This is a genomic window from Pseudomonas ogarae (assembly GCF_014268695.2).
Lineage (GTDB): Bacteria > Pseudomonadota > Gammaproteobacteria > Pseudomonadales > Pseudomonadaceae > Aquipseudomonas > Aquipseudomonas kilonensis.
Window position 1 is genome coordinate 6,048,610 of sequence record NZ_CP077086.1, and the last position, 25,672, is coordinate 6,074,281.

Below are 25,672 nucleotides of genomic sequence, written 5' to 3' on the forward strand. Positions count from 1 at the left end.
GACAACGGCAGCCGATCGAGTGTACTCCAGCGCCTCTCTCCGGGTTAATGAAAAGATGGCATTTGGCCTGATACCAAACTGATACCGGACTGACACTGCTCTGGACTGTCCGGTTATCACGGCCCTCTCGATACTCACTCCCATCAATTGGCACCCAGTTGATACAACCTGAGCGATGGGAGAAAGGCGATGAACGATGGACTGAAGGGCACCGCAGGCGACGACTTGCGCGATATCGGTGGTTCGCAACTGCTGGGGCGTGGACTGAACCGGCTCGATTGGGCCGGCGACAGCAAGGAGTGTCAGAAGGTCGGTGATACCGAGTCGGGCAAACGTGCCGTGCCGTACCGGAAAACAGCCTACAACGTAGGAAAAAACGTCACCATGTCCACCGTCGTGGCCACCGAAAATTTCTCAACCGAAACGTTTTCCTCCCGCGACGAGTTCGAAAGACATACCCAGACGAGTGTCGAAGCCTCCGGTAAATACGGCGCCTTTTCCGCCGGTTTCAAAGTCACCTTTGGCAGTGACATCAAGACGCTCGAAGAACGCGAAGCCGCGCTCTACAGTCACACGGTGCGGTTATGGAAACTGACCTTCGAAGTCAATCCCGCCAATGCGACTGAAGCGTTCAAGAAGCGTGTCGATGACCTGCCCAAGGCGTTCGATCCGGGCAATCCGACGGCGTTTTTCAACTTTCTCGTCGATTTTGGCGCCGATATCGTCAGCGAAGTGACCGTCGGCGGCTCGCTGAATTATGCGATGACCGCGCTCAAGAGCTTCCTCAGCCAGACCAACACCCTCGATGCGATGGTCAAGGCCGAATACGGCGCCTTTGTCAGCGGTAGCGCGACCACCTCGATCTCGGAAACGGTCAAGAAAAACATCGCCCACCGCAACGCCAACCTGACCACCCAGGGCGGTACGCACGCTATCGCGTTCAATGCAGTGGACCCCAGCAACTGCAACGCGGAGTTCGGCAAATGGCGTGAATCGCTGTCGGACGACCCTACGGTCGTGGAGTTGAAAATCTCGCCGGTCTATCGTTTCGTCAAGGAAGGCGAGACCCGTACGGCACTGGAGCAGGCCTACCAGTGGTACACCAGCTACAAGGCGGAAATCGAAGCCAATTGGCAGGAGTCGGTGGTGGTCCTCGGTCGCTCCGGGCGGCAAACCACACCCAAGACCGCGGCAACCGGCCCGGCCTTGCGAATGGTGTTCGTCGACAACAAAAGCAAGGAAACCAGCGAGAGCTTCCACTACCCCCCCGCCGCGAATGCATCGACCACGGAATTTGAACAGTTCTGGGATGGGCTGGCCCTGCTGCTGAGACAGAAAAGCGGGCAGAAACTGCTGATGGCCACTGAACGCTGGCCGCGCGACTCACGCTACTACCCGGGGTACGCCATGCGCGAGGCCCTGCTGGCCAACGGCGCCAGCGAAGTGTCGCTCAAACGCTGGGAAACGCTGACCAAGCACATGCAACCCAACCCGTTGTCCGGCCTGACCTATGTGCTGGCGGGAAATGACTTCGAGGTGCCCGGTGTCGATGGCCTCATTGCCGGTTTTGGCCAGGCAGGCAAGGACCTCAACCCAACGGTGAAGGTCAAGGCTCGGCTTTCCCACGACTCGTTCGGCAAGGTCAAGTTGGTAAAAACCGCAACGACCGAAGAAGACCCTCGCACCGCGCTGTACATCGTGCGCAACAATACCGACGCCAAACCGGCCCTGGCGGTCGATCCGCAAAACCGGACCCGTATCGCCATGCAGACGCCGGACCGGCACAACCCTGGACAATTCTGGTACATGCCCGAGCTGGAAAAACCCTACCCGGAAATCAACCACCCGGTACTGCTGATCAACTACGAGACCGGAACCTGCCTGCAGGGCATGCATGACCAGGGCGACTGCCGGCTCAAGCCCATCGAACCGGGTCGCCAGCAGGACGACGTCATTTGGGACCGGCGCGGCGATGAGGTGTTTCACCTGTTGATGGTCTACTACTGGATGGACGCCTTGTGCCTGACCCAGGTTGAAAAGCGCGCCGCCGTCCGGGCTTGGCGCCAACCTCACGGCATGGATTGGTTGCGCGAGCAGCATCGTCCGTATAGTTGATACCCGATAATTACCCCTGTGGGAGCGAGCTTGCTCGCGATGGCGGCGGCACATTCAACATTGATGCAAGCTGACCCACCGCTATCGCGAGCAAGCTCGCTCCCACAGGTTTTGTGGCTTGATTGACTGCCATTCCCTCTAGCCCTCTTGCGTGCGTGGTCCCCATACGATGCAAGTCTTCAACAGTGTTCCCTTTATCGGCGACGGCGTGGAAACAGCCCTCGATCCCCGCCGCTTTCCCTATCTGTTCAACGACCATGGGTTGGCGCAGCCGAGTGTCCAGGTGCGCGGCAACCTGATCCCGCTCAGCCCCGAGAATCCATCCCTGTCCTTGGGCACTCGCTACTCCGGCATCAGTTGGAGGGACCGTGAGGTTCCAACGAACACCGGCTCCTACTGGATCAAGACGTTCGACTTCCACGCCAGCGAAGTGCACTACGCCCCCATCTGGGCAACCAGGGAAACGGCGCAAGCCTTCGGCATGACCCTGCTCGGCAACGGCGAATGCCTGCGTTTCGAGTACGACCAACTGATCCTGGGCCAATACACCTACGGTAAATGGGCCGGCCACCAATCGCCCTACCTGGGCCCGGCGCGCCAGCGCGAGCTGCTGACCTACAACCCGACCGACCTCGAATACCACAACTTCCCCCACGCGTTCTTTTCCCGCTACGGACGCTTGCCGCTGGTGATCAGCGTCGCCCGCTGGCGTCCTGCGGCCAGGGAAATCCATCTGGCTGACCTGTGGCTGCGGCCCGGTGATGCACTGGTCCTGCCGCCCAAGCATTACCCCGACATTGCCCCAAGTGACGCCCACGGCATCGAAAACTGGCCGGCCGTCGTGGACATGCACGGCAACCGAAACTCGGCGCTGGCCTGCTGGTTCGGGGAAGGCGAGGACTGTTTGCTGACGGAGACGATCCTGGCCAATTCGACCTTGATGAACTCCCCCCAGGGTAAACCGCACTATCACGAAGAGAAGACGCCGACACGGCATGAGTTACCGGCAAATTACCGACCGTGAAAGTGACGGCACGGCAGGTGAACATGACCGCGATTGCCCGGTGTACCCAGCGCCCAACAAAAAGCCCCAAGAGCAGAGCACTTGGGGCTTTTCAGGAACTACCTGCGTTATGAGTTCAGGCAGGATCAGAACGGAATATCGTCATCAAAGCTGTCGAAATCCGGAGCCGGTTGCGGCGCGGCCTGTTGTGGGGCCGGGCGTTCGCGTTGTGGCTGTGGAGCGGACTGCGGACGAGGCGCCTGCTGACGCGGGGCCGGAGCCGACTGCTGGTAGTTGTTGCCACCTTGCTGCTGGTCGCCTTGTGGACGGCCACCCAGCAATTGCATGGTGCCTTGCATGTCGACCACGATTTCGGTGGTGTAACGCTTGATACCGTCCTTTTCCCACTCGCGAGTCTGCAGCTTGCCCTCGATGTACACCTGCGAACCCTTGCGCAGGTATTCGCCGGCGATCTCAGCCACCTTGCCGAACATCGACACGCGGTGCCATTCGGTCTTCTCGACCTTCTGGCCGGTCTGCTTGTCGGTCCACTGTTCGCTGGTCGCCAGACTCAGGTTGGTCACGGCGTTGCCGTTCGGCAAGTAGCGAACTTCGGGATCCTGGCCGCAAGTACCGACCAATATGACTTTGTTAACCCCACGGGCCATAACGTTCTCCTAGGCTTCGCACGTAGTCGGGGCCGGGTTGTTCACCAGGCGCTCGAGCGTCGCACGATCCAATAATTCGGTGTCCAGTTTGATGTAAACGGCCGCTTCGTCGGCGACCACCACTGCATCGGTTACTCCAACGACGGCCTTCAGACGCTCGGTCAGGCCAGCCTCACGAATCGCCTCGGGCGATAAGGGCAAGCGCAGGCTCGTCACATAGGGAGGTTCGCGCATGGTAACAGCAAAGGCTAACCAAAGTGCAGCCAGCGCGGCACATCCCAGGAACACAACCGACAAACCGCCGTGCTGGAACAGCCAGCCGCCGAGGATCCCACCCAACGCCGAGCCCAGGAACTGGCTGGTGGAGTAGACCCCCATCGCCGTGCCCTTGCCGCCCGCCGGTGAAACCTTGCTGATCAGCGATGGCAGCGATGCTTCCAGCAGATTGAACGCGGTGAAGAACACCACCGTGCCGATCACCAGGGCTCGCAAGCTATCGCCGAACTGCCAGAAGAATAGCTCAGTGAGCATTAGCGTCACGACGGCGCCGAGCAAAACTCGTTTCATTTTGCGTCGTTTTTCGCCATAGATAATGAATGGGATCATGGCGAAGAACGAAATCAGCAACGCGGTAAGGTAAACCCACCAGTGCTGTTCCTTGGGCAGGCCAGCCTTCTGAACCAGCGCCAGCGGCAGGGCCACGAAGCTGGACATCAGCATGGCGTGGAGCACGAAAATGCCCAGGTCCAGGCGCAACAGGTCCGGGTGCTTGAGCGTCGGGATCAGTGCCTGGCGCGCCACCCCGGATTCCCGGTGCTGCAGCGGCCCGGTGGCGCGCGGCACCATGAACGCCACGATCAGGATCCCCACCAACGCCATGGCGCCGGTCGCCAGGAACAGGCCCGACAAGCCAAAGGCACGGGTCAGCAAGGGGCCTACCACCATGGCGACTGCGAATGACAGACCGATGGTCATGCCGATCATGGCCATGGCTTTGGTCCGATGCTGTTCGCGGGTCAAGTCTGACAGCAGCGCCATGACCGCCGCGGAAATAGCCCCGGCGCCTTGTAGGATGCGTCCGGCGATCACGCCCCAGATCGAGTCGGCATTGGCCGCCAGCACGCTGCCGAGGGCGAAGACGATCAATCCCAGGTAGATGACGGGGCGCCGGCCGATGCGGTCGGAAATGACCCCGAACGGGATCTGGAAGATCGCCTGGGTCAGGCCATAAGCGCCAATCGCCAACCCGATGAGGGCCGGGGTCGCGCCCGCCAGGTCCATGCCATAGGTCGCCAGCACCGGCAACACCATGAACATGCCCAGCATACGGAAGGCGAACACCAGGGCCAGACCGCTTGCTGCGCGTGTCTCGCCACTACTCATGCGTTCGCTGTGGGGATCTTGCATGTAAAAACCTCATGTGAACCGGCGGCGATTCTACCAGTCCCATCGATTGAGAGGGTATATGGCGACCGTTTGCCGCGCAGTCTTCATGTATGGCTGCAACCGCACCTTCAATAGTGTGCATCCATCCAGTATTTGCCCGTATACTCCTACGTTTTCGACGCCCGCCGAGCGAGGCCACTTTGGACAAGATCCTGATTCGTGGGGCCCGTACCCACAACCTGAAGAACATCGACCTGACCCTGCCACGGGACAAGCTGATCGTCATCACCGGCCTGTCCGGATCCGGCAAATCATCCCTGGCCTTCGACACGTTGTACGCCGAAGGCCAGCGACGCTATGTCGAATCGCTGTCGGCCTACGCCCGGCAGTTCCTGTCGATGATGGAAAAACCCGACGTCGACACCATCGAAGGCCTGTCGCCGGCGATTTCCATCGAACAGAAGTCGACCTCCCATAACCCCCGGTCGACGGTCGGCACCATCACCGAGATCTACGACTACCTGCGCTTGCTGTATGCGCGGGTCGGTATTCCCCGTTGCCCCGATCACGACATTCCCCTGGAAGCCCAGACCGTCAGCCAGATGGTCGACCTGGTGCTGGCCCAGCCGGAAGGCAGCAAGCTGATGCTGCTGGCGCCAGTGATTCGCGAGCGCAAGGGCGAACACCTGATGGTTTTCGAAGAACTGCGCGCCCAGGGCTTCGTGCGGGCCCGGGTCAACGGCAAGCTGTGCGAACTGGACGAATTGCCGAAGCTGGATAAACAGAAGAAGCATTCGATCGATGTGGTGGTCGACCGCTTCAAGGTCCGGGCCGACTTGCAACAGCGGCTGGCCGAGTCTTTCGAGACGGCGCTGAAGCTGGCCGACGGCATCGCCCTGGTCGCGCCGATGGACGACGAGCCCGGCGAAGAGATCATTTTCTCCGCGCGCTTCGCCTGCCCGATCTGCGGCCACGCCATCAGCGAGCTGGAACCCAAGCTGTTCTCCTTCAACAACCCGGCTGGCGCCTGCCCGACCTGCGACGGCCTGGGGGTCAAGCAGTTCTTCGACACCAAGCGGCTGGTCAATGGCGAGCTGACCCTGGCCGAAGGCGCGATTCGCGGCTGGGACAGGCGCAATGTCTATTACTTCCAGATGCTCGGTTCGCTGGCAGCCCATTACAAGTTCAGTCTGGACATGCCGTTCAACGAGTTACCCGCTGACCAGCAGAAGTTCATCCTGCAGGGCAGTGGCTCGCAGAATGTCGACTTCAAGTACCTCAACGACCGCGGCGATATCGTCAAGCGCTCCCACCCGTTCGAAGGCATCGTGCCGAACCTGGAGCGACGCTACCGCGAGACAGAGTCGGCCAGCGTGCGCGAAGAACTGGCCAAGTTCCTCAGCACCCAGCCCTGCCCCGATTGCCGTGGCACCCGCCTGCGTCGCGAAGCGCGGCATGTGTGGGTCGGCGAGAAGACGCTACCGGCGGTGACCAACCTGCCGATTGGTGACGCCACCGAGTATTTCGGCGGCTTGAAGCTCACCGGTCGTCGTGGCGAAATCGCCGACAAGATCCTCAAGGAAATTCGCGAGCGCCTGCAGTTCCTGGTAAACGTCGGCCTGGATTACCTGACCCTCGATCGCAGCGCCGACACCCTGTCCGGCGGCGAAGCCCAGCGTATCCGCCTCGCCAGCCAGATCGGCGCCGGCCTGGTGGGGGTGATGTACATCCTCGACGAGCCGTCCATCGGCCTGCATCAACGGGATAACGACCGCTTGCTCGGGACCCTGAAGCACCTGCGGGACATCGGCAACACGGTGATCGTGGTCGAGCACGACGAGGATGCCATCCGCCTGGCCGACTACGTCGTCGACATCGGCCCGGGCGCGGGCGTGCATGGCGGGCACATCGTCGCCCAGGGCACCGCCGCCGAAGTCATGGCGCACCCTGACTCGTTGACGGGCAAATACCTGTCGGGCCGGGTCAAGATCAAGGTCCCAGCCAAACGTACGCCGCGCAACAAGAAGTTGTCGCTGACCCTCAAGGGTGCTCGCGGCAACAACTTGCGCAACGTCGACCTGGAAATCCCGATCGGCCTGCTGACCTGCGTTACCGGCGTGTCCGGCTCCGGCAAATCGACGCTGATCAACAACACCCTGTTCCCCCTCAGCGCCACGGCCCTGAACGGCGCCACCACCCTGGAAGCGGCCGCCCACGACAGCATCAAGGGCCTGGAGCACCTGGATAAAGTCGTCGACATCGACCAAAGCCCCATCGGCCGTACCCCGCGCTCCAACCCGGCGACCTATACCGGGCTGTTTACGCCGATCCGCGAACTGTTCGCCGGCGTGCCGGAGTCCCGTTCACGGGGCTACGGCCCGGGGCGTTTCTCGTTCAACGTCAAGGGTGGGCGCTGCGAGGCCTGCCAGGGCGATGGCTTGATCAAGGTGGAAATGCACTTCCTGCCAGACATCTACGTGCCGTGCGATGTGTGCAAGAGCAAGCGCTACAACCGCGAAACCCTGGAGATCAAGTACAAGGGCAAGAACATCCACGAAACCCTCGAGATGACCATCGAGGAGGCCCGGGTGTTCTTCGACGCGGTGCCGGCCCTGGCGCGCAAGCTCCAGACGCTGATGGATGTCGGCCTGTCGTATATCAAGCTGGGGCAGTCGGCAACCACGCTATCTGGCGGTGAAGCCCAGCGGGTCAAGTTGTCCCGCGAACTGTCCAAGCGCGACACCGGCAAGACCCTGTATATCCTCGACGAGCCGACCACAGGCCTGCACTTCGCCGATATCCAGCAATTGCTCGACGTGCTGCACCGCCTTCGCGACCACGGCAACACCGTAGTGGTGATCGAACACAACCTGGACGTGATCAAGACCGCTGACTGGCTGGTGGATCTGGGGCCGGAAGGCGGCTCCAAAGGCGGCCAGATCATCGCCGTGGGTACGCCGGAACAAGTGGCCGAGATGAAGCAGTCCTACACCGGCTACTACCTCAAGCCGCTGCTGGAACGTGATCGGGACTGATTTCAACCGAGCACGAAAAAGCCCCTGTCATCTCATCGATGGCAGGGGCTTTTTGTTTTCCTGTGGGAGCGAGCTTGCTCCCACAATAAATACATCAGAACTGTGATTGCAGGTAGTTTTCCAACCCGATCAGCTTGATCAGACCCAACTGCTTCTCCAGCCAGTAGGTATGGTCTTCTTCGGTGTCGTTGAGCTGGATCCGCAAGATCTCGCGGGTCACATAGTCGTTGTGCTGCTCGCAGAGCTCGATGCCTTTGCACAGCGCAGCGCGGACTTTGTATTCCAGGCGCAGGTCGGCAGCGAGCATGTCGGGCACTGTGGTACCGACGTCGAGATCATCGGCGCGCATGCGTGGCGTGCCTTCGAGCATCAGGATCCGGCGCATCAGTGCATCGGCGTGTTGGGTCTCTTCTTCCATCTCGTGGTTGATACGTTCGTAGAGCTCGGTAAAACCCCAATCCTCGTACATCCGCGAATGGATGAAATATTGATCACGGGCTGCCAGTTCGCCTGTCAGCAACGTGTTGAGGTAATCGATTACGTCTGGGTGACCTTGCATCGCCCTACATCTCCACAAGCTTTTAAAGGTTGTAGTTTGAACCAAGCTGACCGCAAGGTCACTGCCTCAACGCAACAAAAGCGAAGAAAATCCGAGAAAACCAGGTTAAATAACGCAAAAACCGCCCTAATGAGGGCGGTTCTGCTTCTCGTTTAGACTTAGTTAAGCGCTACACCCAAGGCTTTTGCGATGCCCTCTCCATAGGCAACATCGGCCTTGAAGAAATGCTGCAACTGACGGTCAACCACATCTGCCGACACGCCTCCCATTGCACCGGCGATGTTGCTGATCAACAGCGCCTTCTGCTCATCGCTCATCAAGCGGAACAGCGCACCGGCGTGGCTGTAGTAGTCGGTGTCTTCGCGATGATCGTAACGGTCCGCCGCACCACTGAGGGCCAGTGCTGGTTCTGCATAACGCGGGGCCTGCTTTGGCGCCTCCACGTAGCTGTTAGGCTCGTAGTTCGGTGCCGCCCCGCCATTGCTGCCAAACGCCATGGCACCGTCGCGCTGGTAGGTATTGACCGGACTGCGCGGCGCATTCACCGGCAATTGCTGGTGATTGGTGCCCACACGATAGCGGTGCGCATCAGCGTAGGCGAAGACACGGCCCTGCAGCATGCGGTCCGGCGAGAGCCCAACACCTGGCACCATGTTGCTCGGGCCGAACGCCGCTTGCTCGACTTCAGCAAAGTAGTTCAGTGGGTTACGGTTGAGCTCGAGCACACCGACTTCGATCAGCGGAAACTCCTTCTGCGACCAGGTCTTGGTGACATCGAAGGGATTCTCGTAATGCGCTGCGGCCTGGGCCTCGCTCATGACCTGGATGCAGACGCTCCATTTCGGGAAGTCACCGCGCTCGATGGCGTTGAACAAGTCACGCTGGGCGTAATCCGGGTCGGTACCCGCCAGGCGTGTTGCCTCTGCCGGCGCGAGGTTCTTGATCCCTTGCTGGGTCTTGTAGTGCCACTTCACCCAGTGGCGCTCACCCTGCGCGTTGATCAGGCTGTAGGTATGACTACCGAAGCCGTGCATGTGGCGGTAGCCATCCGGAATGCCGCGATCAGAGAACAGAATGGTGACCTGGTGCAACGCCTCAGGCGAATGCGACCAGAAATCCCACATCGCCTGGGCGCTTTTCAGGTTGCTTTGCGGCAGACGTTTCTGGGTGTGGATGAAGTCTGGAAACTTCAACGGATCACGAATGAAGAATACCGGCGTGTTGTTGCCTACGATGTCCCAGTTACCTTCCTCGGTGTAGAACTTCAGGGCGAAACCGCGCGGGTCGCGTTCAGTGTCAGCCGAACCACGCTCGCCACCCACGGTGGAGAACCGCAGGAAGGTGGGCGTCTGCTTGCCGACCGACTCGAACAACTTGGCGCTGGTGTACGGGGTAATGTCCTGGGTGACGGTAAATGTACCGTAGGCGCCCGAGCCTTTGGCGTGCACACGGCGCTCAGGAATGTTCTCGCGATTGAAGTGAGCAAGCTTCTCGATCAGGTGGAAATCGTCGAGCAGCAGCGGGCCGCGCGGGCCGGCGGAACGAGAGTTCTGGTTATCGGCGACAGGAGCGCCGCTGGCGGTCGTAAGCGTTTTGGTCTGGCTCATGCTCAATCTTCCTAGGTCGGTCTTCGAACTGCCGGCTAATCGGCTGGAAAGGAGTATTGATCATATTAATGACAGTATCCAAATTCATTAAATCATGGACATCGATAGTCATTATCTAACGTTGAAGACTTGCGATAGCCAAGCCGGGCGAAACGGTTTGTCTGCTTTTCTATCAGGCACAAAAAACCGGGCACAAGGCCCGGTTTTTTGTATGTTGCCGACTTACTCAGCGGATACAGCTTCACCGCTGGTAGCACGATCAACCAACTCGACGTACGCCATAGGCGCGTTGTCGCCAGCGCGGAAACCGCACTTGAGGATGCGCAGGTAGCCACCCTCACGGGTAGCGTAACGCTTGCCCAGGTCGTTGAAGAGCTTACCAACGATAGCTTTCGAACGAGTACGGTCGAAAGCCAGACGGCGGTTAGCCAGGCTATCTGTCTTGGCCAGAGTGATCAGCGGCTCAGCAACGCGACGCAGTTCTTTGGCTTTCGGCAGTGTAGTTTTGATCAGCTCGTGCTCGAACAGCGACACCGCCATGTTTTGGAACATGGCCTTGCGGTGCGAGCTGGTGCGGCTCAGGTGACGACCACTTTTACGATGACGCATGGTTCATTCCTTACCAAACACAACGTTCGGTGATTACGACGATCAGGCAGTCGCCTTGTCGTCCTTCTTAAGACTTGCAGGCGGCCAGTTGTCGAGGCGCATGCCGAGGGACAGACCGCGGGAGGCCAGAACGTCCTTGATTTCAGTCAAGGATTTCTTGCCAAGGTTCGGAGTCTTCAACAGCTCTACTTCGGTACGCTGAATCAGGTCGCCGATGTAGTAGATGTTTTCCGCCTTAAGGCAGTTAGCCGAACGTACAGTCAGTTCCAGATCGTCAACCGGGCGAAGCAGGATCGGATCGATCTCGTCTTCCTGCTCGACAACCACTGGCTCACTGTCACCCTTGAGGTCGACGAACGCAGCCAACTGCTGTTGCAGGATGGTTGCAGCACGGCGGATAGCCTCTTCAGGATCCAGGGTACCGTTGGTTTCCAGATCAATAACCAGCTTGTCCAGGTTGGTACGCTGTTCGACACGGGCGTTTTCCACCACGTATGCGATACGGCGAACCGGGCTGAACGAAGAGTCAAGCTGCAAGCGACCGATGCTGCGGCTTTCGTCTTCATCGCTCTGACGCGAGTCTGCCGGTTCATAACCACGACCACGAGCTACAGTGAGCTTCATGTTCAGGGCGCCGTTAGACGCCAGGTTAGCGATTACGTGATCGGGGTTAACGATCTCGACATCATGATCCAGCTGAATATCGGCAGCGGTAACCACCCCCGAACCCTTCTTCGACAAGGTCAGCGTAACTTCGTCACGACCGTGCAGCTTGATAGCCAGACCTTTAAGGTTCAACAGGATTTCAATTACATCTTCCTGTACACCTTCGATGGCGCTGTACTCGTGGAGCACACCGTCAATCTCGGCCTCGACTACTGCACAGCCGGGCATTGAGGACAACAGGATGCGGCGCAGCGCGTTGCCCAGGGTGTGGCCGAAACCACGCTCGAGAGGCTCGAGTGTGATCTTGGCGCGGGTTGGACTGACAACCTGCACATCAATATGGCGGGGTGTCAGGAACTCATTTACCGAAATCTGCATGGATGCACCTATTTTCTAGCCCTTACTTGGAGTAGAGCTCGACAATCAGGCTTTCGTTGATGTCGGCGGACAGATCACTGCGAGCAGGAACGTTCTTGAAAACGCCCGACTTCTTCTCAGTGTCTACTTCTACCCATTCTACGCGGCCACGTTGGGCACACAGATCGAGAGCTTGGACAATGCGAAGTTGGTTCTTTGCTTTCTCGCGAACAGCAACCACGTCACCAGCACGAACCTGGTAGGACGGAACGTTTACGGTCTGACCGTTAACGCTGATCGACTTGTGCGATACCAGCTGACGGGATTCGGCACGAGTAGAACCGAAACCCATACGGTATACAACGTTGTCCAGACGGCATTCGAGCAGTTGCAACAGGTTTTCGCCGGTTGCGCCTTTCTTGCCAGCTGCTTCTTTGTAGTAGCCGCTGAATTGACGCTCGAGAACGCCGTAGATACGACGGACCTTCTGCTTTTCACGCAGTTGGGTGCCGTAGTCGGACTGGCGACCGCGGCGTTGGCCGTGGATACCAGGTGCTGCTTCAATGTTGCACTTCGATTCGATCGCGCGCACGCCGCTCTTCAGAAAAAGATCGGTGCCTTCGCGACGAGCGAGTTTGCATTTTGGACCAATGTAACGAGCCATTCTTTACAATCTCCTGGATTACACGCGGCGCTTCTTCGGCGGACGGCACCCGTTGTGCGGGATTGGCGTCACGTCGGTGATGCTGGCGATCTTGTAGCCACAGCCGTTCAAAGCGCGGACTGCGGATTCACGACCTGGACCTGGACCTTTGACGTTGACGTCGAGGTTTTTCAGGCCGTATTCCAGCGCAGCTTGACCAGCACGTTCAGCAGCTACTTGAGCAGCGAACGGGGTGGACTTGCGGGAACCGCGGAAACCCGAACCACCGGAGGTAGCCCAGGAAAGAGCGTTACCTTGACGGTCGGTAATGGTCACGATGGTGTTGTTAAAAGAAGCATGGATGTGGGCGATGCCATCAACCACTGTCTTTTTAACTTTTTTACGAGGACGAGCAGCAGGTTTTGCCATGATTAAATTCCTGTCGATTCGCTGGGGCGATTACTTGCGGATCGGCTTACGCGGACCTTTACGGGTACGCGCGTTGGTCTTGGTACGCTGACCGCGTACTGGCAGACCACGACGATGACGCAGACCGCGATAGCAACCGAGGTCCATCAAGCGCTTGATTTTCATGTTGATTTCGCGACGCAGGTCACCTTCAGTGGTGAACTTCGCCACTTCGCCACGCAGCTGTTCAATCTGCTCGTCGCTCAGATCTTTGATCTTTGCCGCTGGGTTGACCCCAGTCACTGCACAAATTTTCTGTGCAGTAGTGCGACCAACACCATAGATGTAGGTCAGCGAGATAACAGTATGCTTGTTATCTGGAATGTTGACGCCTGCAATACGGGCCATTCAGTGGGACTCCAATTGACAGCTACCTACGCCCCGGAAGCCAAGAAATAGGGCGCGAGATAATATCGCTGTAATAACAAATAATCAACCCGGCAGCGCACTAGCTGCCGGGCTTAAGCACAATCACACTCAGCCTTGGCGCTGTTTGTGACGCGGTTCCGCGCTGCAAATTACCCGAACAACACCTTCGCGGCGAATAATCTTGCAGTTACGGCACAGCTTTTTCACCGATGCACGAACTTTCATCACCAACTCCTCGAACCTTATGGACGCTACTCAGCGCAACATGCCGCTGCCGTAGCCCTTCAGGTTGGCTTTCTTCATCAGGGATTCGTACTGGTGCGAAACGAGGTGCGATTGTACTTGGGACATGAAGTCCATCACAACCACGACCACGATCAGCAACGAGGTCCCGCCAAGGTAGAACGGTACGTTTGCCGCAACCACCAGGAACTGGGGAAGCAGGCATACGGCCGTCATGTAAAGAGCACCGAACAAGGTCAAACGAGTCAGAACGCCATCAATGTAGCGCGCCGACTGCTCACCTGGACGGATACCCGGAATAAAGGCACCGGACTTCTTCAGGTTTTCCGCTACGTCTTTCGGATTGAACATCAACGCCGTATAGAAGAAGCAGAAGAAAATAATCCCTGCACTAAACAGCAGAATATTCAACGGCTGACCAGGAGCGATCGACTGCGAGATGTCCTGCAACCAGCCCATACCTTCAGACTGGCCGAACCAGGCACCCAACGAAGCCGGGAACAGCAAGATGCTGCTCGCGAAAATAGCCGGGATAACGCCGGCCATGTTCACCTTCAACGGCAAGTGGCTGGTCTGCGCAGCAAACACCTTGCGGCCCTGCTGACGCTTGGCGTAGTGAACAGCAATACGACGCTGGCCACGCTCAATGAACACCACGAAACCGATAATCGCTACTGCCAGCAAACCGATGGCAACCAGGGCGAAGATGTTGATATCACCCTGACGCGCAGACTCGAAAGACTGCCCGATCGCTCTCGGAAGACCGGCGACGATACCTGCGAAGATCAACATCGAGATACCGTTGCCAACACCACGCTCAGTAATCTGCTCACCCAGCCACATCATGAACATCGCGCCCGCCACAAAAGTGGTTACCGCAACGAAATGGAAGCCAAAGTCACCAGTGAACGCTACGCCCTGCCCCGCCAGACCGATGGACATGCCAACAGCCTGGACGAGAGCGAGGACGACAGTGAGGTAGCGGGTGTACTGGCTAATCTTGCGACGGCCAGCTTCACCTTCCTTCTTCAACTGCTCCAGCTGCGGGCTGACGGCGCTCATCAATTGCATGATGATCGATGCCGAAATGTACGGCATGATCCCCAGTGCAAAGATGCTCATCCGCTCCAGCGCGCCGCCGGAAAACATGTTGAACAAGCTAAGAATGGTCCCCTCATTCTGTCGAAACAGGTCCGCGAGTCGGTCCGGGTTGATACCTGGAACCGGGATGTGTGCGCCTATTCGGTAGACGATAATCGCCAGGAACAGAAAACGCAGACGAGCCCAGAGTTCAGACATACCGCCTTTGCCGAGCGCAGAGAGAGCACCTTGCTTAGCCATTTATTCCTCGAACTTGCCGCCAGCTGCTTCGATAGCCGCGCGCGCACCTTTGGTGGCGCCGATTCCCTTTCCGATGGTGACAGCACGAGCAACTTCGCCCGACAGCATGATTTTCACACGCTGAACGTTCTGGTTGATCACGTTGGCATCCTTCAGGGACTGCACGGTGACGATGTCGCCATCCACTTTGGCCAGCTCGGACAGACGCACTTCTGCGCGGTCCATGGCTTTCAGGGAAACGAAACCGAACTTCGGCAGACGACGATGCAGCGGCTGTTGACCGCCTTCAAAGCCTGGAGCAATGGTGCCACCGGAGCGGGAGGTCTGACCTTTGTGGCCACGGCCACCGGTCTTGCCCAAACCACTACCGATACCACGGCCCGGACGATGCTTTTCACGACGGGAACCCGGCGCTGGACTCAGATCATTGAGTTTCATCGATTAACCCTCGACACGCAGCATGTAGTAAGCCTTGTTGATCATCCCGCGATTCTCGGGAGTATCCAGGACTTCTACAGTGTGACCGATGCGACGCAGACCCAGACCCTTAACGCACAGTTTGTGGTTAGGGATGCGGCCGGTCATGCTTTTGATCAGCGTAACTTTTACGGTAGCCATGATCAGAAGATCTCCTTGACGCTTTTGCCACGCTTGGCGGCAATGGATTCAGGAGACTGCATTGCTTTCAAACCCTTGAAAGTGGCGTGAACCACGTTTACCGGGTTAGTCGAGCCGTAGCACTTGGCCAGAACGTTCTGAACGCCAGCAACTTCGAGGACAGCACGCATAGCGCCGCCAGCGATGATACCGGTACCTTCAGAAGCAGGCTGCATGTACACCTTCGAAGCGCCATGGGCAGACTTCATTGCGTACTGCAGAGTGGTGCCGTTCAGATCAACCTGGATCATGTTGCGGCGAGCAGCTTCCATTGCCTTCTGGATCGCAGCAGGCACTTCACGCGACTTGCCACGGCCGAAGCCAACACGGCCCTTACCATCACCCACTACGGTCAACGCAGTGAAAGTGAAGATACGGCCGCCTTTAACGGTTTTGGCTACGCGGTTAACTTGAACCAGCTTCTCGATGTAGCCTTCGTCGCGCTTTTGGTCGTTATTTGACATAACTTAGAACTCCAGCCCAGCTTCACGAGCAGCATCAGCCAGCGCCTTGACGCGGCCGTGGTACTTGAAGCCAGAGCGGTCGAAAGCCACCTGCGAGACGCCAGCGGCTTTAGCACGCGTAGCGACCAGCTGGCCAACCTTAGTGGCCGCGTCGATGTTGCCAGTGGCGCCATCACGCAGTTCTTTATCCAAAGTCGAGGCACTTGCCAGGACTTTGTTGCCGTCGGCCGAAATGACCTGGGCGTAGATGTGCTGCGACGAGCGGAACACGCAGAGACGCACGACTTCGAGTTCGTGCATTTTCAGGCGTGCTTTGCGAGCGCGACGCAGTCGAGTAACTTTTTTGTCGGTCATTTGCTATGCCCTACTTCTTCTTGGCTTCTTTACGACGGACGACTTCGTCCGCGTAGCGCACACCTTTGCCTTTGTACGGCTCTGGTGGACGGAAGTCGCGGATCTCGGCGGCCACTTGACCTACCAGCTGCTTGTCGATGCCCTTGATCAGGATATCGGTCTGGCTAGGAGTCTCAGCGGTGATGCCTTCCGGCAGTTCATAATCCACTGGGTGCGAGAAGCCAAGAGCCAGGTTCAGCACTGTGCCTTTTGCTTGCGCTTTGTAACCAACACCGACCAGCTGGAGCTTGCGCTCGAAGCCTTGGCTTACGCCTTGGACCATGTTGTTTACCAACGCACGAGTGGTACCAGCCATTGCGCGAGTCTGTTGATCGCCATTGCGAGCAGCGAAACGCAGCTCACCAGCTTCTTCAACAATCTCAACGGACGAATGGATGTTCAGTTGCAGAGTGCCCTTGGCACCCTTCACCGAAAGCTGTTGGCCTGCGAATTTGACTTCGACACCGGCTGGCAGCTTAACGGGGTTCTTAGCGACGCGTGACATGCTTATCCCCCCTTAGAACACAGTGCAAAGAACTTCGCCGCCGACACCGGCAGCGCGCGCAGCACGATCCGTCATCACACCTTTGTTGGTGGAGACGATAGACACACCGAGACCGCCACGAACTTTTGGCAGATCATCGACGGACTTGTACTGACGCAGGCCTGGACGGCTAACGCGCTTCACTTCCTCGATGACCGGACGGCCTTCGAAGTACTTCAGCTCGATGGACAGCAGAGGCTTGATTTCGCTGCTGATCTGATAACCCGCAATGTAACCTTCGTCCTTCAGGACTTTGGCAACAGCTACCTTCAACGTAGAAGATGGCATGCTTACGACGGACTTTTCAGCCATCTGGGCATTACGGATACGAGTTAGCATGTCCGCTAACGGGTCCTGCATACTCATGGGCTAGACGCTCCTAATACACAAAAAATTAGCCTTTCGACTAGTACGTGTCGCCGAGCGCATCCGCGCAATAAAAACACGGGCTCAGGCGAGCCGGGTATTCTAGACACACCCCACAAATGAATCAAGCCCCAAAAGGGGCTTGATTCAAGTTCAAGGCCACCGGCGGTCAGGATCTTGCGATCCCGAACGCCGCGACTTTGACAGTGCTTACCAGCTGGCTTTAACCAGACCTGGAACGTCACCACGCATTGCAGCTTGACGCAGCATGTTACGGCCGAGGCCGAACTTGCGGTACACGCCGTGCGGACGACCAGTCAGGCGGCAGCGGTTACGCATGCGCGAGGCGCTTGCATCACGTGGCTGCTTCTGCAGGGCTACGGTAGCTTCCCAACGCGCTTCTGGACTTGCGTTCAGATCAACGATGATAGCTTTCAGCGCTGCACGCTTGGTGGCGTACTTGGCAACGGTGAGCTGACGCTTCAGCTCACGGTTCTTCATGCTCTTCTTGGCCATTTTCCTACTCCAATCAGTTGCGGAACGGGAATTTGAAAGCGCGCAGCAGTGCGCGACCTTCGTCATCCGTCCGAGCAGTGGTGGTCAGGGTAATGTCCAGACCGCGGAGAGCATCGATCTTGTCGTAATCGATTTCCGGGAAAATGATCTGCTCTTTAACGCCCATGCTGTAGTTGCCACGACCATCGAAGGACTTGGCATTCAGGCCGCGGAAGTCGCGAACCCGAGGCAGGGAGATCGACAGCAGACGATCCAGGAACTCGTACATACGCTCACGGCGCAGGGTCACTTTGACGCCGATCGGCCAACCTTCACGGACTTTAAAGCCAGCGATGGATTTCCGAGCGTAAGTCACAACGACTTTCTGACCGGTGATCTTTTCCAGGTCGGCAACAGCGTGCTCGATGACTTTTTTGTCGCCGATCGCTTCGCCCAGACCCATGTTCAGGGTGATTTTGGTAACGCGCGGAACTTCCATCACGTTCGAAAGCTTAAGCTCTTCCTTAAGTTTCGGTGCGATTTCCTTCCGGTAAATCTCTTTTAGTCGTGCCATGGTCTTCTACCTAGCAGTGTTCAAGCATCAACCGCTTTTTGGGTCGACTTGAAGACACGAATTTTCTTACCGTCTTCTACTTTGAAACCAACGCGGTCAGCCTTGTTGGTTTCGCCGTTGAAGATGGCGACGTTGGAAGCGTGCAGTGGCGCTTCTTTCTCGACGATACCGCCTTGTACGCCCGACATCGGGTTTGGCTTGGTATGGCGCTTGACCAGGTTCAGACCACCAACAACCAGACGGTCATCAGCGAGAACCTTAAGCACCTTACCGCGCTTACCTTTGTCTTTGCCGGCGATCACGATGATCTCGTCGTCACGACGAATCTTTTGCATGTCGGATCTCCTTACAGCACTTCTGGGGCGAGCGAGACGATCTTCATGAACTTCTCAGTACGAAGTTCACGGGTCACTGGCCCAAAGATACGGGTGCCGATCGGCTCTTGCTTGTTGTTCAACAGAACAGCAGCGTTGCCATCAAAGCGGATAATGGAGCCATCTGCACGGCGAACGCCGTGACGAGTGCGGACTACAACAGCAGTCATCACTTGGCCTTTTTTCACTTTACCGCGAGGAATTGCTTCCTTGACGGTAACCTTGATGATGTCACCGATACCAGCGTAACGACGATGGGAGCCACCCAGCACCTTGATGCACATAACGCGGCGAGCGCCGCTGTTATCGGCCACATCGAGCATGGATTGAGTCTGAATCATATAATTTCTCCGACCCCTAGTCCTTAGACTTCCACAGCGCGTTCGAGAACATCAACCAGCGCCCAAGACTTGGTCTTGGCCAAAGGACGAGTTTCACGAATAGTGACTTTGTCGCCGATGTGGCACTGATTGGTTTCGTCGTGCGCGTGCAGCTTAGTCGAACGCTTAACGTATTTACCGTAGATCGGGTGCTTAACGCGACGCTCGATCAGAACGGTGATGGTTTTGTCCATCTTGTCGCTGACAACACGGCCAGTCAGCGTACGGACAGTTTTTTCGGCTTCAGCCATGATTACTTACCTGCCTGCTGGTTGAGCACAGTTTTCACGCGAGCGATGTCACGCTTAACTTGCGAGAGCAGATGAGACTGCCCCAACTGGCCAGTTGCTTTCTGCATACGCAGATTGAACTGGTCGCGCAGCAGGCCGAGCAGTTGCTCGTTCAGCTGCTGTGCTGATTTTTCACGAAGTTCATTCGCTTTCATCACATCACCGTCCGTTTAACAAAGGAGGTGGCGAGCGGCAGCTTTGCAGCAGCCAGGGCGAAAGCCTCACGCGCCAGCTCTTCAGAAACACCCTCGATTTCATACAGGACTTTACCTGGCTGAATCTGGGCAACCCAGTACTCCACGTTACCCTTACCTTTACCCATCCGAACTTCGAGTGGCTTCTTGGTGACAGGCTTGTCCGGGAATACACGGATCCAGATCTTGCCGCCACGTTTTACGTGACGGGTCAGAGCACGACGCGCTGACTCGATCTGACGAGCGGTGAGACGACCACGAGCAACAGACTTCAGCGCGAACTCGCCGAAGCTGACTTTGCTACCGCGCAATGCCAGGCCACGGTTGTGGCCGGTCATCTGCTTGCGGAACTTCGTACGCTTTGGTTGCAACATTTGGCGTACCCCTTACTTAGCAGCTTTTTTACGAGGCGCTGGTGCTTGTGGTTTCAGTTCTTCTTGGCGACCACCAATTACTTCGCCTTTGAAGATCCAAACCTTTACACCGATCACACCGTAAGTGGTGTGAGCTTCGTAGTTGGCATAGTCGATGTCGGCACGCAGGGTGTGCAGTGGCACACGACCTTCGCGATACCATTCAGTACGTGCGATTTCAGCACCGCCGAGACGACCGCTCACTTGGATTTTGATGCCTTTGGCACCAATGCGCATTGCGTTCTGTACAGCGCGCTTCATAGCGCGACGGAACATTACGCGACGCTCCAGCTGCTGAGCTACGCTCTGCGCAACCAGCATACCGTCGAGCTCCGGCTTGCGGATCTCTTCGATATTGATGTGCACAGGCACACCCATTTGCTTGGTCAGGTCCTGACGCAGTTTCTCAACATCTTCACCTTTCTTCCCGATAACGATACCTGGACGAGCGGTGTGGATGGTGATACGTGCAGTCTGCGCCGGACGATGGATATCGATACGGCTTACGGACGCGCTTTTTAGTTTGTCTTGGAGATACTCACGCACCTTCAGATCAGCGAACAAGTAGTCCGCATAAGTCCGACCGTCTGCGTACCAGACGGAGGTGTGCTCCTTGACGATTCCCAGGCGAATGCCAATGGGATGTACTTTCTGACCCATCTCTTCGACTCCGTTACTTGTCAGCAACCTTGACAGTGATATGGCAAGACCGCTTGACGATGCGATCAGCACGGCCTTTGGCACGTGGCATGATGCGCTTCAGCGAACGCCCTTCGTTGACGAAAACGGTGCTGACCTTCAGGTCATCAACGTCTGCGCCTTCGTTATGCTCGGCGTTGGCTACGGCCGACTCCAGCACTTTCTTCATGATCTCGGCGGCTTTCTTACTGCTGAAAGCCAACAGGTTGAGCGCTTCGCCCACCTTCTTCCCGCGGATCTGGTCGGCGACCAAGCGGGCTTTCTGGGCGGAGATTCGAGCGCCCGACAACTTAGCGGCTACTTCCATTTCCTAACCCCTTAACGCTTGGCTTTCTTGTCTGCCACGTGCCCGCGATAAGTGCGGGTACCGGCGAACTCGCCCAGTTTGTGGCCGACCATGTCTTCGTTAACGAGAACTGGGACGTGTTGACGACCGTTGTGTACTGCGATGGTCAAACCGACCATTTGTGGCAGGATCATCGAACGACGCGACCAGGTCTTAACTGGTTTGCGATCGTTCTTTTCCGCCGCCACTTCGATCTTCTTCAGTAGGTGAAGATCAATAAAAGGACCTTTTTTCAGAGAACGTGGCACTGTCGTATCCCTCTATTTACTTGCGACGACGGACGATCATTTTGTCGGTACGCTTATTACCACGAGTCTTCGCGCCCTTAGTCGGGAAGCCCCATGGCGATACCGGATGACGACCACCAGAGGTACGACCTTCACCACCACCATGTGGGTGGTCAACCGGGTTCATGGCAACACCACGAACGGTTGGGCGAACGCCACGCCAGCGCTTGGCACCAGCTTTACCCAACGAACGCAGGCTGTGCTCGGAGTTCGAGACTTCGCCCAGGGTCGCACGGCATTCAGCCAGTACTTTACGCATCTCACCAGAACGCAGACGCAGGGTCACGTAGACACCTTCACGAGCGATCAGCTGAGCCGAAGCACCAGCGGAACGAGCGATCTGTGCGCCTTTACCTGGCTTCAATTCGATGCCGTGTACGGTGCTACCAACTGGAATGTTACGCAGCTGCAGAGCGTTGCCCGGCTTGATCGGTGCCAGGGCACCTGCGATCAGCTGGTCGCCAGCACTCACGCCTTTAGGGGCGATGATGTAGCGACGCTCGCCATCTGCGTACAGCAGCAGAGCGATGTGAGCAGTACGGTTTGGATCGTATTCGATACGCTCGACGGTGGCAGCGATGCCATCCTTGTCGTTGCGACGGAAGTCGACCAGACGATAATGCTGCTTATGACCACCACCGATGTGACGAGTGGTAATACGGCCATTGTTGTTACGACCACCAGACTTCGATTTTTTCTCGAGCAGCGGTGCGTGAGGAGCGCCTTTATGCAGCTCCTGGTTGACCACCTTGACCACAAAACGGCGGCCAGGGGAAGTCGGTTTGCATTTAACGATTGCCATGATGCACCCCTTCCTTACTCAGCACTGCTGCTGAAATCGAGATCTTGGCCTGGCTGAAGGGAGATAACTGCCTTCTTCCAGTCATTACGCTTGCCCAGACCGCGAGCAGTGCGCTTGCTCTTACCCAGAACATTCAGGGTAGTAACGCGCTCTACTTTCACGCTGAACAGGCTTTCGACGGCCTTCTTGATTTCCAGCTTGGTTGCGTCGGTCGCAACCTTGAAAACGAACTGGCCTTTCTTGTCTGCCAGAACCGTAGCCTTCTCGGAAACGTGCGGGCCAAGCAGAACTTTAAATACGCGTTCCTGGTTCATCCCAGCAGCTCCTCGAATTTCTTCACGGCCGACACGGTGATCAACACCTTGTCGTATGCGATCAGACTGACCGGATCGGAACCCTGCACGTCACGAACGTCGACGTGTGGCAGGTTGCGAGCAGCCAGGTACAGGTTCTGATCAACAGCGTCAGACACGATCAGGACGTCAGTCAGGCCCATGCCGTTCAGCTTGCTCAGCAGATCTTTGGTTTTCGGTGCTTCAACAGCGAAGTCCTGAACCACGACCAGACGATCAGTACGCACCAGCTCAGCAAGGATGGAACGCATTGCTGCGCGATACATCTTCTTGTTCAGCTTCTGGGAGTGATCCTGAGGACGAGCCGCGAAAGTGGTACCGCCGCCACGCCAGATTGGGCTACGGATAGTACCGGCACGAGCACGGCCAGTACCTTTCTGACGCCATGGGCGCTTGCCGCCACCGGAAACGTCGGAACGGGTCTTTTGCTGCTTGCTACCTTGACGGCCGCCGGCCATGTAGGCCACGACTGCTTGGTGAACCAGCGTCTCGTTGAATTCGCCGCCAAATGTCAGTTCGGAAACTTCGATCGCTTGAGCGTCATTTACATTTAATTGCATGTCAGCTTCCCCTTAACCGCGAGCCTTGGCTGCTGGACGTACAACCAAGTTGCCGCCAGTAGCGCCAGGAACAGCGCCCTTGACCAACAACAGATTGCGTTCAGCGTCCACGCGCACTACTTCGAGGGACTGCACGGTCACGCGCTCAGCGCCCATATGACCGGACATTTTTTTGCCCTTGAATACACGACCAGGAGTCTGGCACTGGCCGATAGAGCCTGGAACGCGGTGGGATACGGAGTTACCGTGGGTGTTATCTTGCCCGCGGAAGTTCCAACGCTTGATCGTACCCTGGAAGCCTTTACCCTTGGACTGACCGGTTACATCAACCAGTTGACCAGCGGCGAAGATTTCAGCGTTGATCAGATCGCCGGCCTGGTACTCGCCTTCTTCAAGGCGGAATTCCATTACGGTACGACCAGCGGCAACGTTCGCCTTGGCGAAGTGGCCAGCCTGAGCTGCTGTTACACGCGAAGCACGACGCTCGCCGACAGTGACTTGCACTGCACGATAGCCATCGGTCTCTTCAGTTTTGAACTGGGTGACGCGATTCGGCTCGATCTCAATGACCGTGACCGGAATGGAGACACCTTCTTCGGTGAAAATACGGGTCATACCGCATTTACGACCGACTACACCAATAGTCATGTTGTAAACCTCATGAGTGTACGGGGCTTTCACCCGCTATGGCCGCCCATTTCAGAGCGTTACACGACTAAGACCGAGTCTTAGCCGAGGCTGATCTGCACTTCCACACCGGCCGCAAGATCAAGCTTCATAAGTGCATCAACGGTTTTATCCGTTGGCTGGACGATGTCCAGAACGCGCTTATGAGTACGGATCTCGTACTGGTCACGCGCGTCTTTGTTGACGTGCGGGGAGACCAGAACGGTGAACCGCTCTTTACGGGTAGGCAGTGGAATTGGACCACGCACTTGAGCACCAGTACGTTTCGCGGTTTCCACGATTTCCTGGGTGGATTGGTCGATCAGGCGATGGTCGAAAGCCTTCAACCTGATACGGATTTGCTGATTTTGCATTGGATTTCAGACTCCGGCTGCTATTCCCACCGAGCGCAATACGCCCGTTAAAAGGAGGCGCAATTCTATAGACGCCCCATATAGGTGTCAACCCAATAAAAAAGCCCCCGCTGGGCGGGGGCTTTTTCAACTCATCGAAGCTGACTCAAAAAGAGCTTACTCGATGATTTTGGCTACGACGCCAGCGCCGACGGTACGACCGCCTTCACGAATAGCGAAACGCAGACCGTCTTCCATTGCGATGGTCTTGATCAGGGTGACAACCATTTTGATGTTGTCGCCTGGCATTACCATTTCAACGCCTTCCGGCAGTTCGCAGTTACCGGTCACGTCAGTGGTCCGGAAGTAGAACTGTGGACGGTAGCCTTTGAAGAACGGAGTGTGACGACCGCCTTCTTCTTTGCTCAGAACGTACACTTCAGCTTCGAACTTGGTGTGCGGCTTGACCGAACCCGGCTTAACCAGAACCTGGCCACGCTCAACGTCGTCACGCTTGGTACCACGCAGCAGAACGCCGCAGTTCTCGCCAGCACGACCTTCGTCGAGCAGTTTACGGAACATTTCAACACCGGTGCAGGTGGTGACGGTGGTGTCACGCAGACCTACGATTTCCAGTGGATCCTGAACCTTGACGATACCGCGCTCGATACGACCAGTCACAACAGTACCGCGACCAGAGATCGAGAATACGTCTTCGATTGGCATCAGGAACGGCTTGTCGATAACACGAACTGGCTCTGGGATGTAGCTGTCCAGAGTTTCTACCAGACGCTTGACAGCGGTGGTACCCATTTCGTTGTCGTCTTGGCCGTTCAGAGCCATCAGAGCCGAACCGATGATGATTGGAGTGTCATCACCTGGGAAGTCATAAGTGCTCAGCAGATCGCGCACTTCCATCTCAACCAGTTCCAGCAGCTCAGCGTCGTCAACCATGTCAGCCTTGTTCAGGAAGACAACGATGTACGGAACGCCTACCTGACGGGACAGCAGGATGTGCTCACGGGTTTGCGGCATCGGACCATCAGCGGCCGAGCAAACCAGGATCGCGCCGTCCATCTGGGCAGCACCGGTGATCATGTTCTTCACATAGTCAGCGTGACCTGGGCAGTCAACGTGAGCGTAGTGACGAATCGAAGAGTTGTACTCAACGTGCGCGGTGTTGATGGTGATACCACGTGCCTTTTCTTCCGGAGCGCTGTCGATCTTGTCGAAAGCAACAACGGCCGAACCGAAAACTTCGGAGCAGACGCGAGTCAGAGCAGCAGTCAGAGTGGTTTTACCGTGGTCAACGTGACCAATGGTGCCAACGTTGACGTGCGGTAGGGAACGATCAAATTTTTCTTTAGCCACGACAATTAACTCCTTGCCTAAA

36 protein-coding genes are annotated in these 25,672 nt (G+C 57.1%); 3 read left to right on the forward strand and 33 right to left on the reverse strand.

Translation table 11 applies throughout. The features are described from left to right. Positions 1-189 precede the first annotated feature (189 nt). Both HU749_RS26725 and HU749_RS26730 read left to right on the forward strand, forming a co-directional pair. The gene (locus HU749_RS26725) at positions 190-2,115 is read left to right on the forward strand and encodes an MAC/perforin domain-containing protein (RefSeq protein ID WP_079302794.1); all 1,926 of its coding nucleotides are present in this window, start codon (positions 190-192) and stop codon (positions 2,113-2,115) included. A 169-nt stretch (positions 2,116-2,284) separates the two neighbouring features. Then, positions 2,285-3,139 carry a hypothetical protein gene (locus HU749_RS26730; RefSeq protein ID WP_079302795.1) on the forward strand — a complete coding sequence of 285 codons (855 nt, stop codon included), beginning with the start codon at positions 2,285-2,287 and terminating at the stop codon, positions 3,137-3,139. A gap of 125 nt (positions 3,140-3,264) precedes the next feature. Here HU749_RS26730 and HU749_RS26735 read toward each other — a convergent pair whose 3' ends face one another. Together HU749_RS26735 and HU749_RS26740 are read right to left on the reverse strand one after the other, a co-directional pair. Further along, positions 3,265-3,786, reverse strand: a complete 522-nt coding sequence (locus HU749_RS26735; RefSeq protein ID WP_003206078.1) for a single-stranded DNA-binding protein — start codon at positions 3,784-3,786, stop codon at positions 3,265-3,267. Positions 3,787-3,795: 9 nt separating this feature from the next. Beyond that, the gene (locus HU749_RS26740; RefSeq protein ID WP_046064835.1) at positions 3,796-5,193 is read right to left on the reverse strand and encodes an MFS transporter; all 1,398 of its coding nucleotides are present in this window, start codon (positions 5,191-5,193) and stop codon (positions 3,796-3,798) included. A gap of 179 nt (positions 5,194-5,372) precedes the next feature. Here HU749_RS26740 and uvrA point away from each other — a divergent pair, with 179 nt between their 5' ends. Continuing rightward, positions 5,373-8,207 (forward strand): excinuclease ABC subunit UvrA, encoded by a 2,835-nt coding sequence (gene uvrA, locus HU749_RS26745; protein WP_014340469.1) that lies wholly within the window; start codon positions 5,373-5,375, stop codon positions 8,205-8,207. A 94-nt stretch (positions 8,208-8,301) separates the two neighbouring features. Here uvrA and bfr read toward each other — a convergent pair whose 3' ends face one another. The 31 genes from bfr to tuf all read right to left on the reverse strand — a co-directional run bounded on the left by bfr (position 8,302) and on the right by tuf (position 25,650). Next, positions 8,302-8,766, reverse strand: coding sequence for a bacterioferritin (bfr, locus tag HU749_RS26750; RefSeq protein ID WP_014340470.1), 465 nt, complete (start codon positions 8,764-8,766; stop codon positions 8,302-8,304). A gap of 158 nt (positions 8,767-8,924) precedes the next feature. Continuing rightward, complete coding sequence (locus tag HU749_RS26755; protein ID WP_186652301.1) at positions 8,925-10,373, reverse strand: catalase; 1,449 nt, start codon at positions 10,371-10,373, stop codon at positions 8,925-8,927. A 222-nt stretch (positions 10,374-10,595) separates the two neighbouring features. Beyond that, positions 10,596-10,982: a 50S ribosomal protein L17 gene (rplQ, locus tag HU749_RS26760; RefSeq protein WP_003186009.1), complete on the reverse strand. Its 387-nt coding sequence runs from the start codon at positions 10,980-10,982 to the stop codon at positions 10,596-10,598. A 42-nt stretch (positions 10,983-11,024) separates the two neighbouring features. Further along, positions 11,025-12,026 (reverse strand): DNA-directed RNA polymerase subunit alpha, encoded by a 1,002-nt coding sequence (locus HU749_RS26765; protein WP_003186012.1) that lies wholly within the window; start codon positions 12,024-12,026, stop codon positions 11,025-11,027. 22 nt (positions 12,027-12,048) lie between these two features. Further along, on the reverse strand, positions 12,049-12,669 hold the full coding sequence (rpsD, locus tag HU749_RS26770) for a 30S ribosomal protein S4 (protein WP_003176404.1): 621 nt from the start codon (positions 12,667-12,669) through the stop codon (positions 12,049-12,051). Positions 12,670-12,687: 18 nt separating this feature from the next. Then, entirely contained in the window at positions 12,688-13,077 is a 390-nt protein-coding gene (rpsK, locus tag HU749_RS26775) for a 30S ribosomal protein S11 (protein WP_002555466.1), read from the reverse strand. 30 nt (positions 13,078-13,107) lie between these two features. Then, the gene (gene rpsM, locus HU749_RS26780) at positions 13,108-13,464 is read right to left on the reverse strand and encodes a 30S ribosomal protein S13 (RefSeq protein ID WP_003186020.1); all 357 of its coding nucleotides are present in this window, start codon (positions 13,462-13,464) and stop codon (positions 13,108-13,110) included. 129 nt (positions 13,465-13,593) lie between these two features. Next, positions 13,594-13,710: a 50S ribosomal protein L36 gene (gene rpmJ, locus HU749_RS26785; RefSeq protein WP_002555468.1), complete on the reverse strand. Its 117-nt coding sequence runs from the start codon at positions 13,708-13,710 to the stop codon at positions 13,594-13,596. Between the two features lie 30 nt (positions 13,711-13,740). After that, entirely contained in the window at positions 13,741-15,069 is a 1,329-nt protein-coding gene (gene secY, locus HU749_RS26790; protein ID WP_018612224.1) for a preprotein translocase subunit SecY, read from the reverse strand. Beyond that, positions 15,070-15,507 (reverse strand): 50S ribosomal protein L15, encoded by a 438-nt coding sequence (rplO, locus tag HU749_RS26795; RefSeq protein WP_003186032.1) that lies wholly within the window; start codon positions 15,505-15,507, stop codon positions 15,070-15,072. A 3-nt stretch (positions 15,508-15,510) separates the two neighbouring features. Then, positions 15,511-15,687, reverse strand: a complete 177-nt coding sequence (gene rpmD, locus HU749_RS26800) for a 50S ribosomal protein L30 (RefSeq protein WP_003186033.1) — start codon at positions 15,685-15,687, stop codon at positions 15,511-15,513. A gap of 2 nt (positions 15,688-15,689) precedes the next feature. Next, on the reverse strand, positions 15,690-16,190 hold the full coding sequence (rpsE, locus tag HU749_RS26805; RefSeq protein ID WP_003186035.1) for a 30S ribosomal protein S5: 501 nt from the start codon (positions 16,188-16,190) through the stop codon (positions 15,690-15,692). Between the two features lie 3 nt (positions 16,191-16,193). After that, positions 16,194-16,544 (reverse strand): 50S ribosomal protein L18, encoded by a 351-nt coding sequence (gene rplR / locus HU749_RS26810; RefSeq protein ID WP_003186037.1) that lies wholly within the window; start codon positions 16,542-16,544, stop codon positions 16,194-16,196. Positions 16,545-16,554: 10 nt separating this feature from the next. Then, positions 16,555-17,088, reverse strand: coding sequence for a 50S ribosomal protein L6 (gene rplF, locus HU749_RS26815; protein WP_003186039.1), 534 nt, complete (start codon positions 17,086-17,088; stop codon positions 16,555-16,557). 12 nt (positions 17,089-17,100) lie between these two features. Further along, positions 17,101-17,493 (reverse strand): 30S ribosomal protein S8, encoded by a 393-nt coding sequence (gene rpsH, locus HU749_RS26820; RefSeq protein ID WP_003186040.1) that lies wholly within the window; start codon positions 17,491-17,493, stop codon positions 17,101-17,103. Between the two features lie 210 nt (positions 17,494-17,703). After that, positions 17,704-18,009: a 30S ribosomal protein S14 gene (rpsN, locus tag HU749_RS26825; protein WP_003186042.1), complete on the reverse strand. Its 306-nt coding sequence runs from the start codon at positions 18,007-18,009 to the stop codon at positions 17,704-17,706. 13 nt (positions 18,010-18,022) lie between these two features. Then, the gene (gene rplE, locus HU749_RS26830; RefSeq protein WP_003186044.1) at positions 18,023-18,562 is read right to left on the reverse strand and encodes a 50S ribosomal protein L5; all 540 of its coding nucleotides are present in this window, start codon (positions 18,560-18,562) and stop codon (positions 18,023-18,025) included. Between the two features lie 20 nt (positions 18,563-18,582). Next, positions 18,583-18,897 (reverse strand): 50S ribosomal protein L24, encoded by a 315-nt coding sequence (rplX, locus tag HU749_RS26835; protein ID WP_007896770.1) that lies wholly within the window; start codon positions 18,895-18,897, stop codon positions 18,583-18,585. An 11-nt stretch (positions 18,898-18,908) separates the two neighbouring features. Then, a complete protein-coding gene (gene rplN, locus HU749_RS26840) occupies positions 18,909-19,277 on the reverse strand; it encodes a 50S ribosomal protein L14 (RefSeq protein ID WP_002555479.1) in 369 nt (122 codons plus the stop codon). Positions 19,278-19,300: 23 nt separating this feature from the next. Next, positions 19,301-19,567: a 30S ribosomal protein S17 gene (gene rpsQ / locus HU749_RS26845; RefSeq protein WP_003176419.1), complete on the reverse strand. Its 267-nt coding sequence runs from the start codon at positions 19,565-19,567 to the stop codon at positions 19,301-19,303. 2 nt (positions 19,568-19,569) lie between these two features. After that, positions 19,570-19,761 carry a 50S ribosomal protein L29 gene (gene rpmC, locus HU749_RS26850; protein WP_002555481.1) on the reverse strand — a complete coding sequence of 64 codons (192 nt, stop codon included), beginning with the start codon at positions 19,759-19,761 and terminating at the stop codon, positions 19,570-19,572. Continuing rightward, entirely contained in the window at positions 19,761-20,174 is a 414-nt protein-coding gene (rplP, locus tag HU749_RS26855) for a 50S ribosomal protein L16 (protein WP_003186052.1), read from the reverse strand. The genes rpmC and rplP overlap by 1 nt, the downstream gene beginning before the upstream one ends. Positions 20,175-20,186: 12 nt before the next feature. Next, positions 20,187-20,873, reverse strand: a complete 687-nt coding sequence (gene rpsC / locus HU749_RS26860; RefSeq protein ID WP_003176422.1) for a 30S ribosomal protein S3 — start codon at positions 20,871-20,873, stop codon at positions 20,187-20,189. A gap of 13 nt (positions 20,874-20,886) precedes the next feature. Beyond that, positions 20,887-21,219, reverse strand: a complete 333-nt coding sequence (gene rplV, locus HU749_RS26865) for a 50S ribosomal protein L22 (protein ID WP_003103908.1) — start codon at positions 21,217-21,219, stop codon at positions 20,887-20,889. An 11-nt stretch (positions 21,220-21,230) separates the two neighbouring features. After that, entirely contained in the window at positions 21,231-21,506 is a 276-nt protein-coding gene (gene rpsS, locus HU749_RS26870) for a 30S ribosomal protein S19 (protein ID WP_002555486.1), read from the reverse strand. 16 nt (positions 21,507-21,522) lie between these two features. Further along, the gene (gene rplB / locus HU749_RS26875) at positions 21,523-22,347 is read right to left on the reverse strand and encodes a 50S ribosomal protein L2 (protein WP_003186055.1); all 825 of its coding nucleotides are present in this window, start codon (positions 22,345-22,347) and stop codon (positions 21,523-21,525) included. A gap of 14 nt (positions 22,348-22,361) precedes the next feature. Beyond that, entirely contained in the window at positions 22,362-22,661 is a 300-nt protein-coding gene (gene rplW, locus HU749_RS26880; protein ID WP_002555488.1) for a 50S ribosomal protein L23, read from the reverse strand. After that, on the reverse strand, positions 22,658-23,260 hold the full coding sequence (rplD, locus tag HU749_RS26885; protein WP_186652299.1) for a 50S ribosomal protein L4: 603 nt from the start codon (positions 23,258-23,260) through the stop codon (positions 22,658-22,660). Before rplD ends, rplW begins: the two co-directional genes overlap by 4 nt. A 12-nt stretch (positions 23,261-23,272) precedes the next feature. Further along, entirely contained in the window at positions 23,273-23,908 is a 636-nt protein-coding gene (gene rplC, locus HU749_RS26890) for a 50S ribosomal protein L3 (protein ID WP_003186059.1), read from the reverse strand. Positions 23,909-23,988: 80 nt separating this feature from the next. Further along, positions 23,989-24,300 (reverse strand): 30S ribosomal protein S10, encoded by a 312-nt coding sequence (gene rpsJ, locus HU749_RS26895; RefSeq protein ID WP_003186070.1) that lies wholly within the window; start codon positions 24,298-24,300, stop codon positions 23,989-23,991. A gap of 156 nt (positions 24,301-24,456) precedes the next feature. Continuing rightward, entirely contained in the window at positions 24,457-25,650 is a 1,194-nt protein-coding gene (gene tuf / locus HU749_RS26900) for an elongation factor Tu (RefSeq protein ID WP_003186071.1), read from the reverse strand. Between the last annotated feature and the right edge of the window lie 22 nt (positions 25,651-25,672).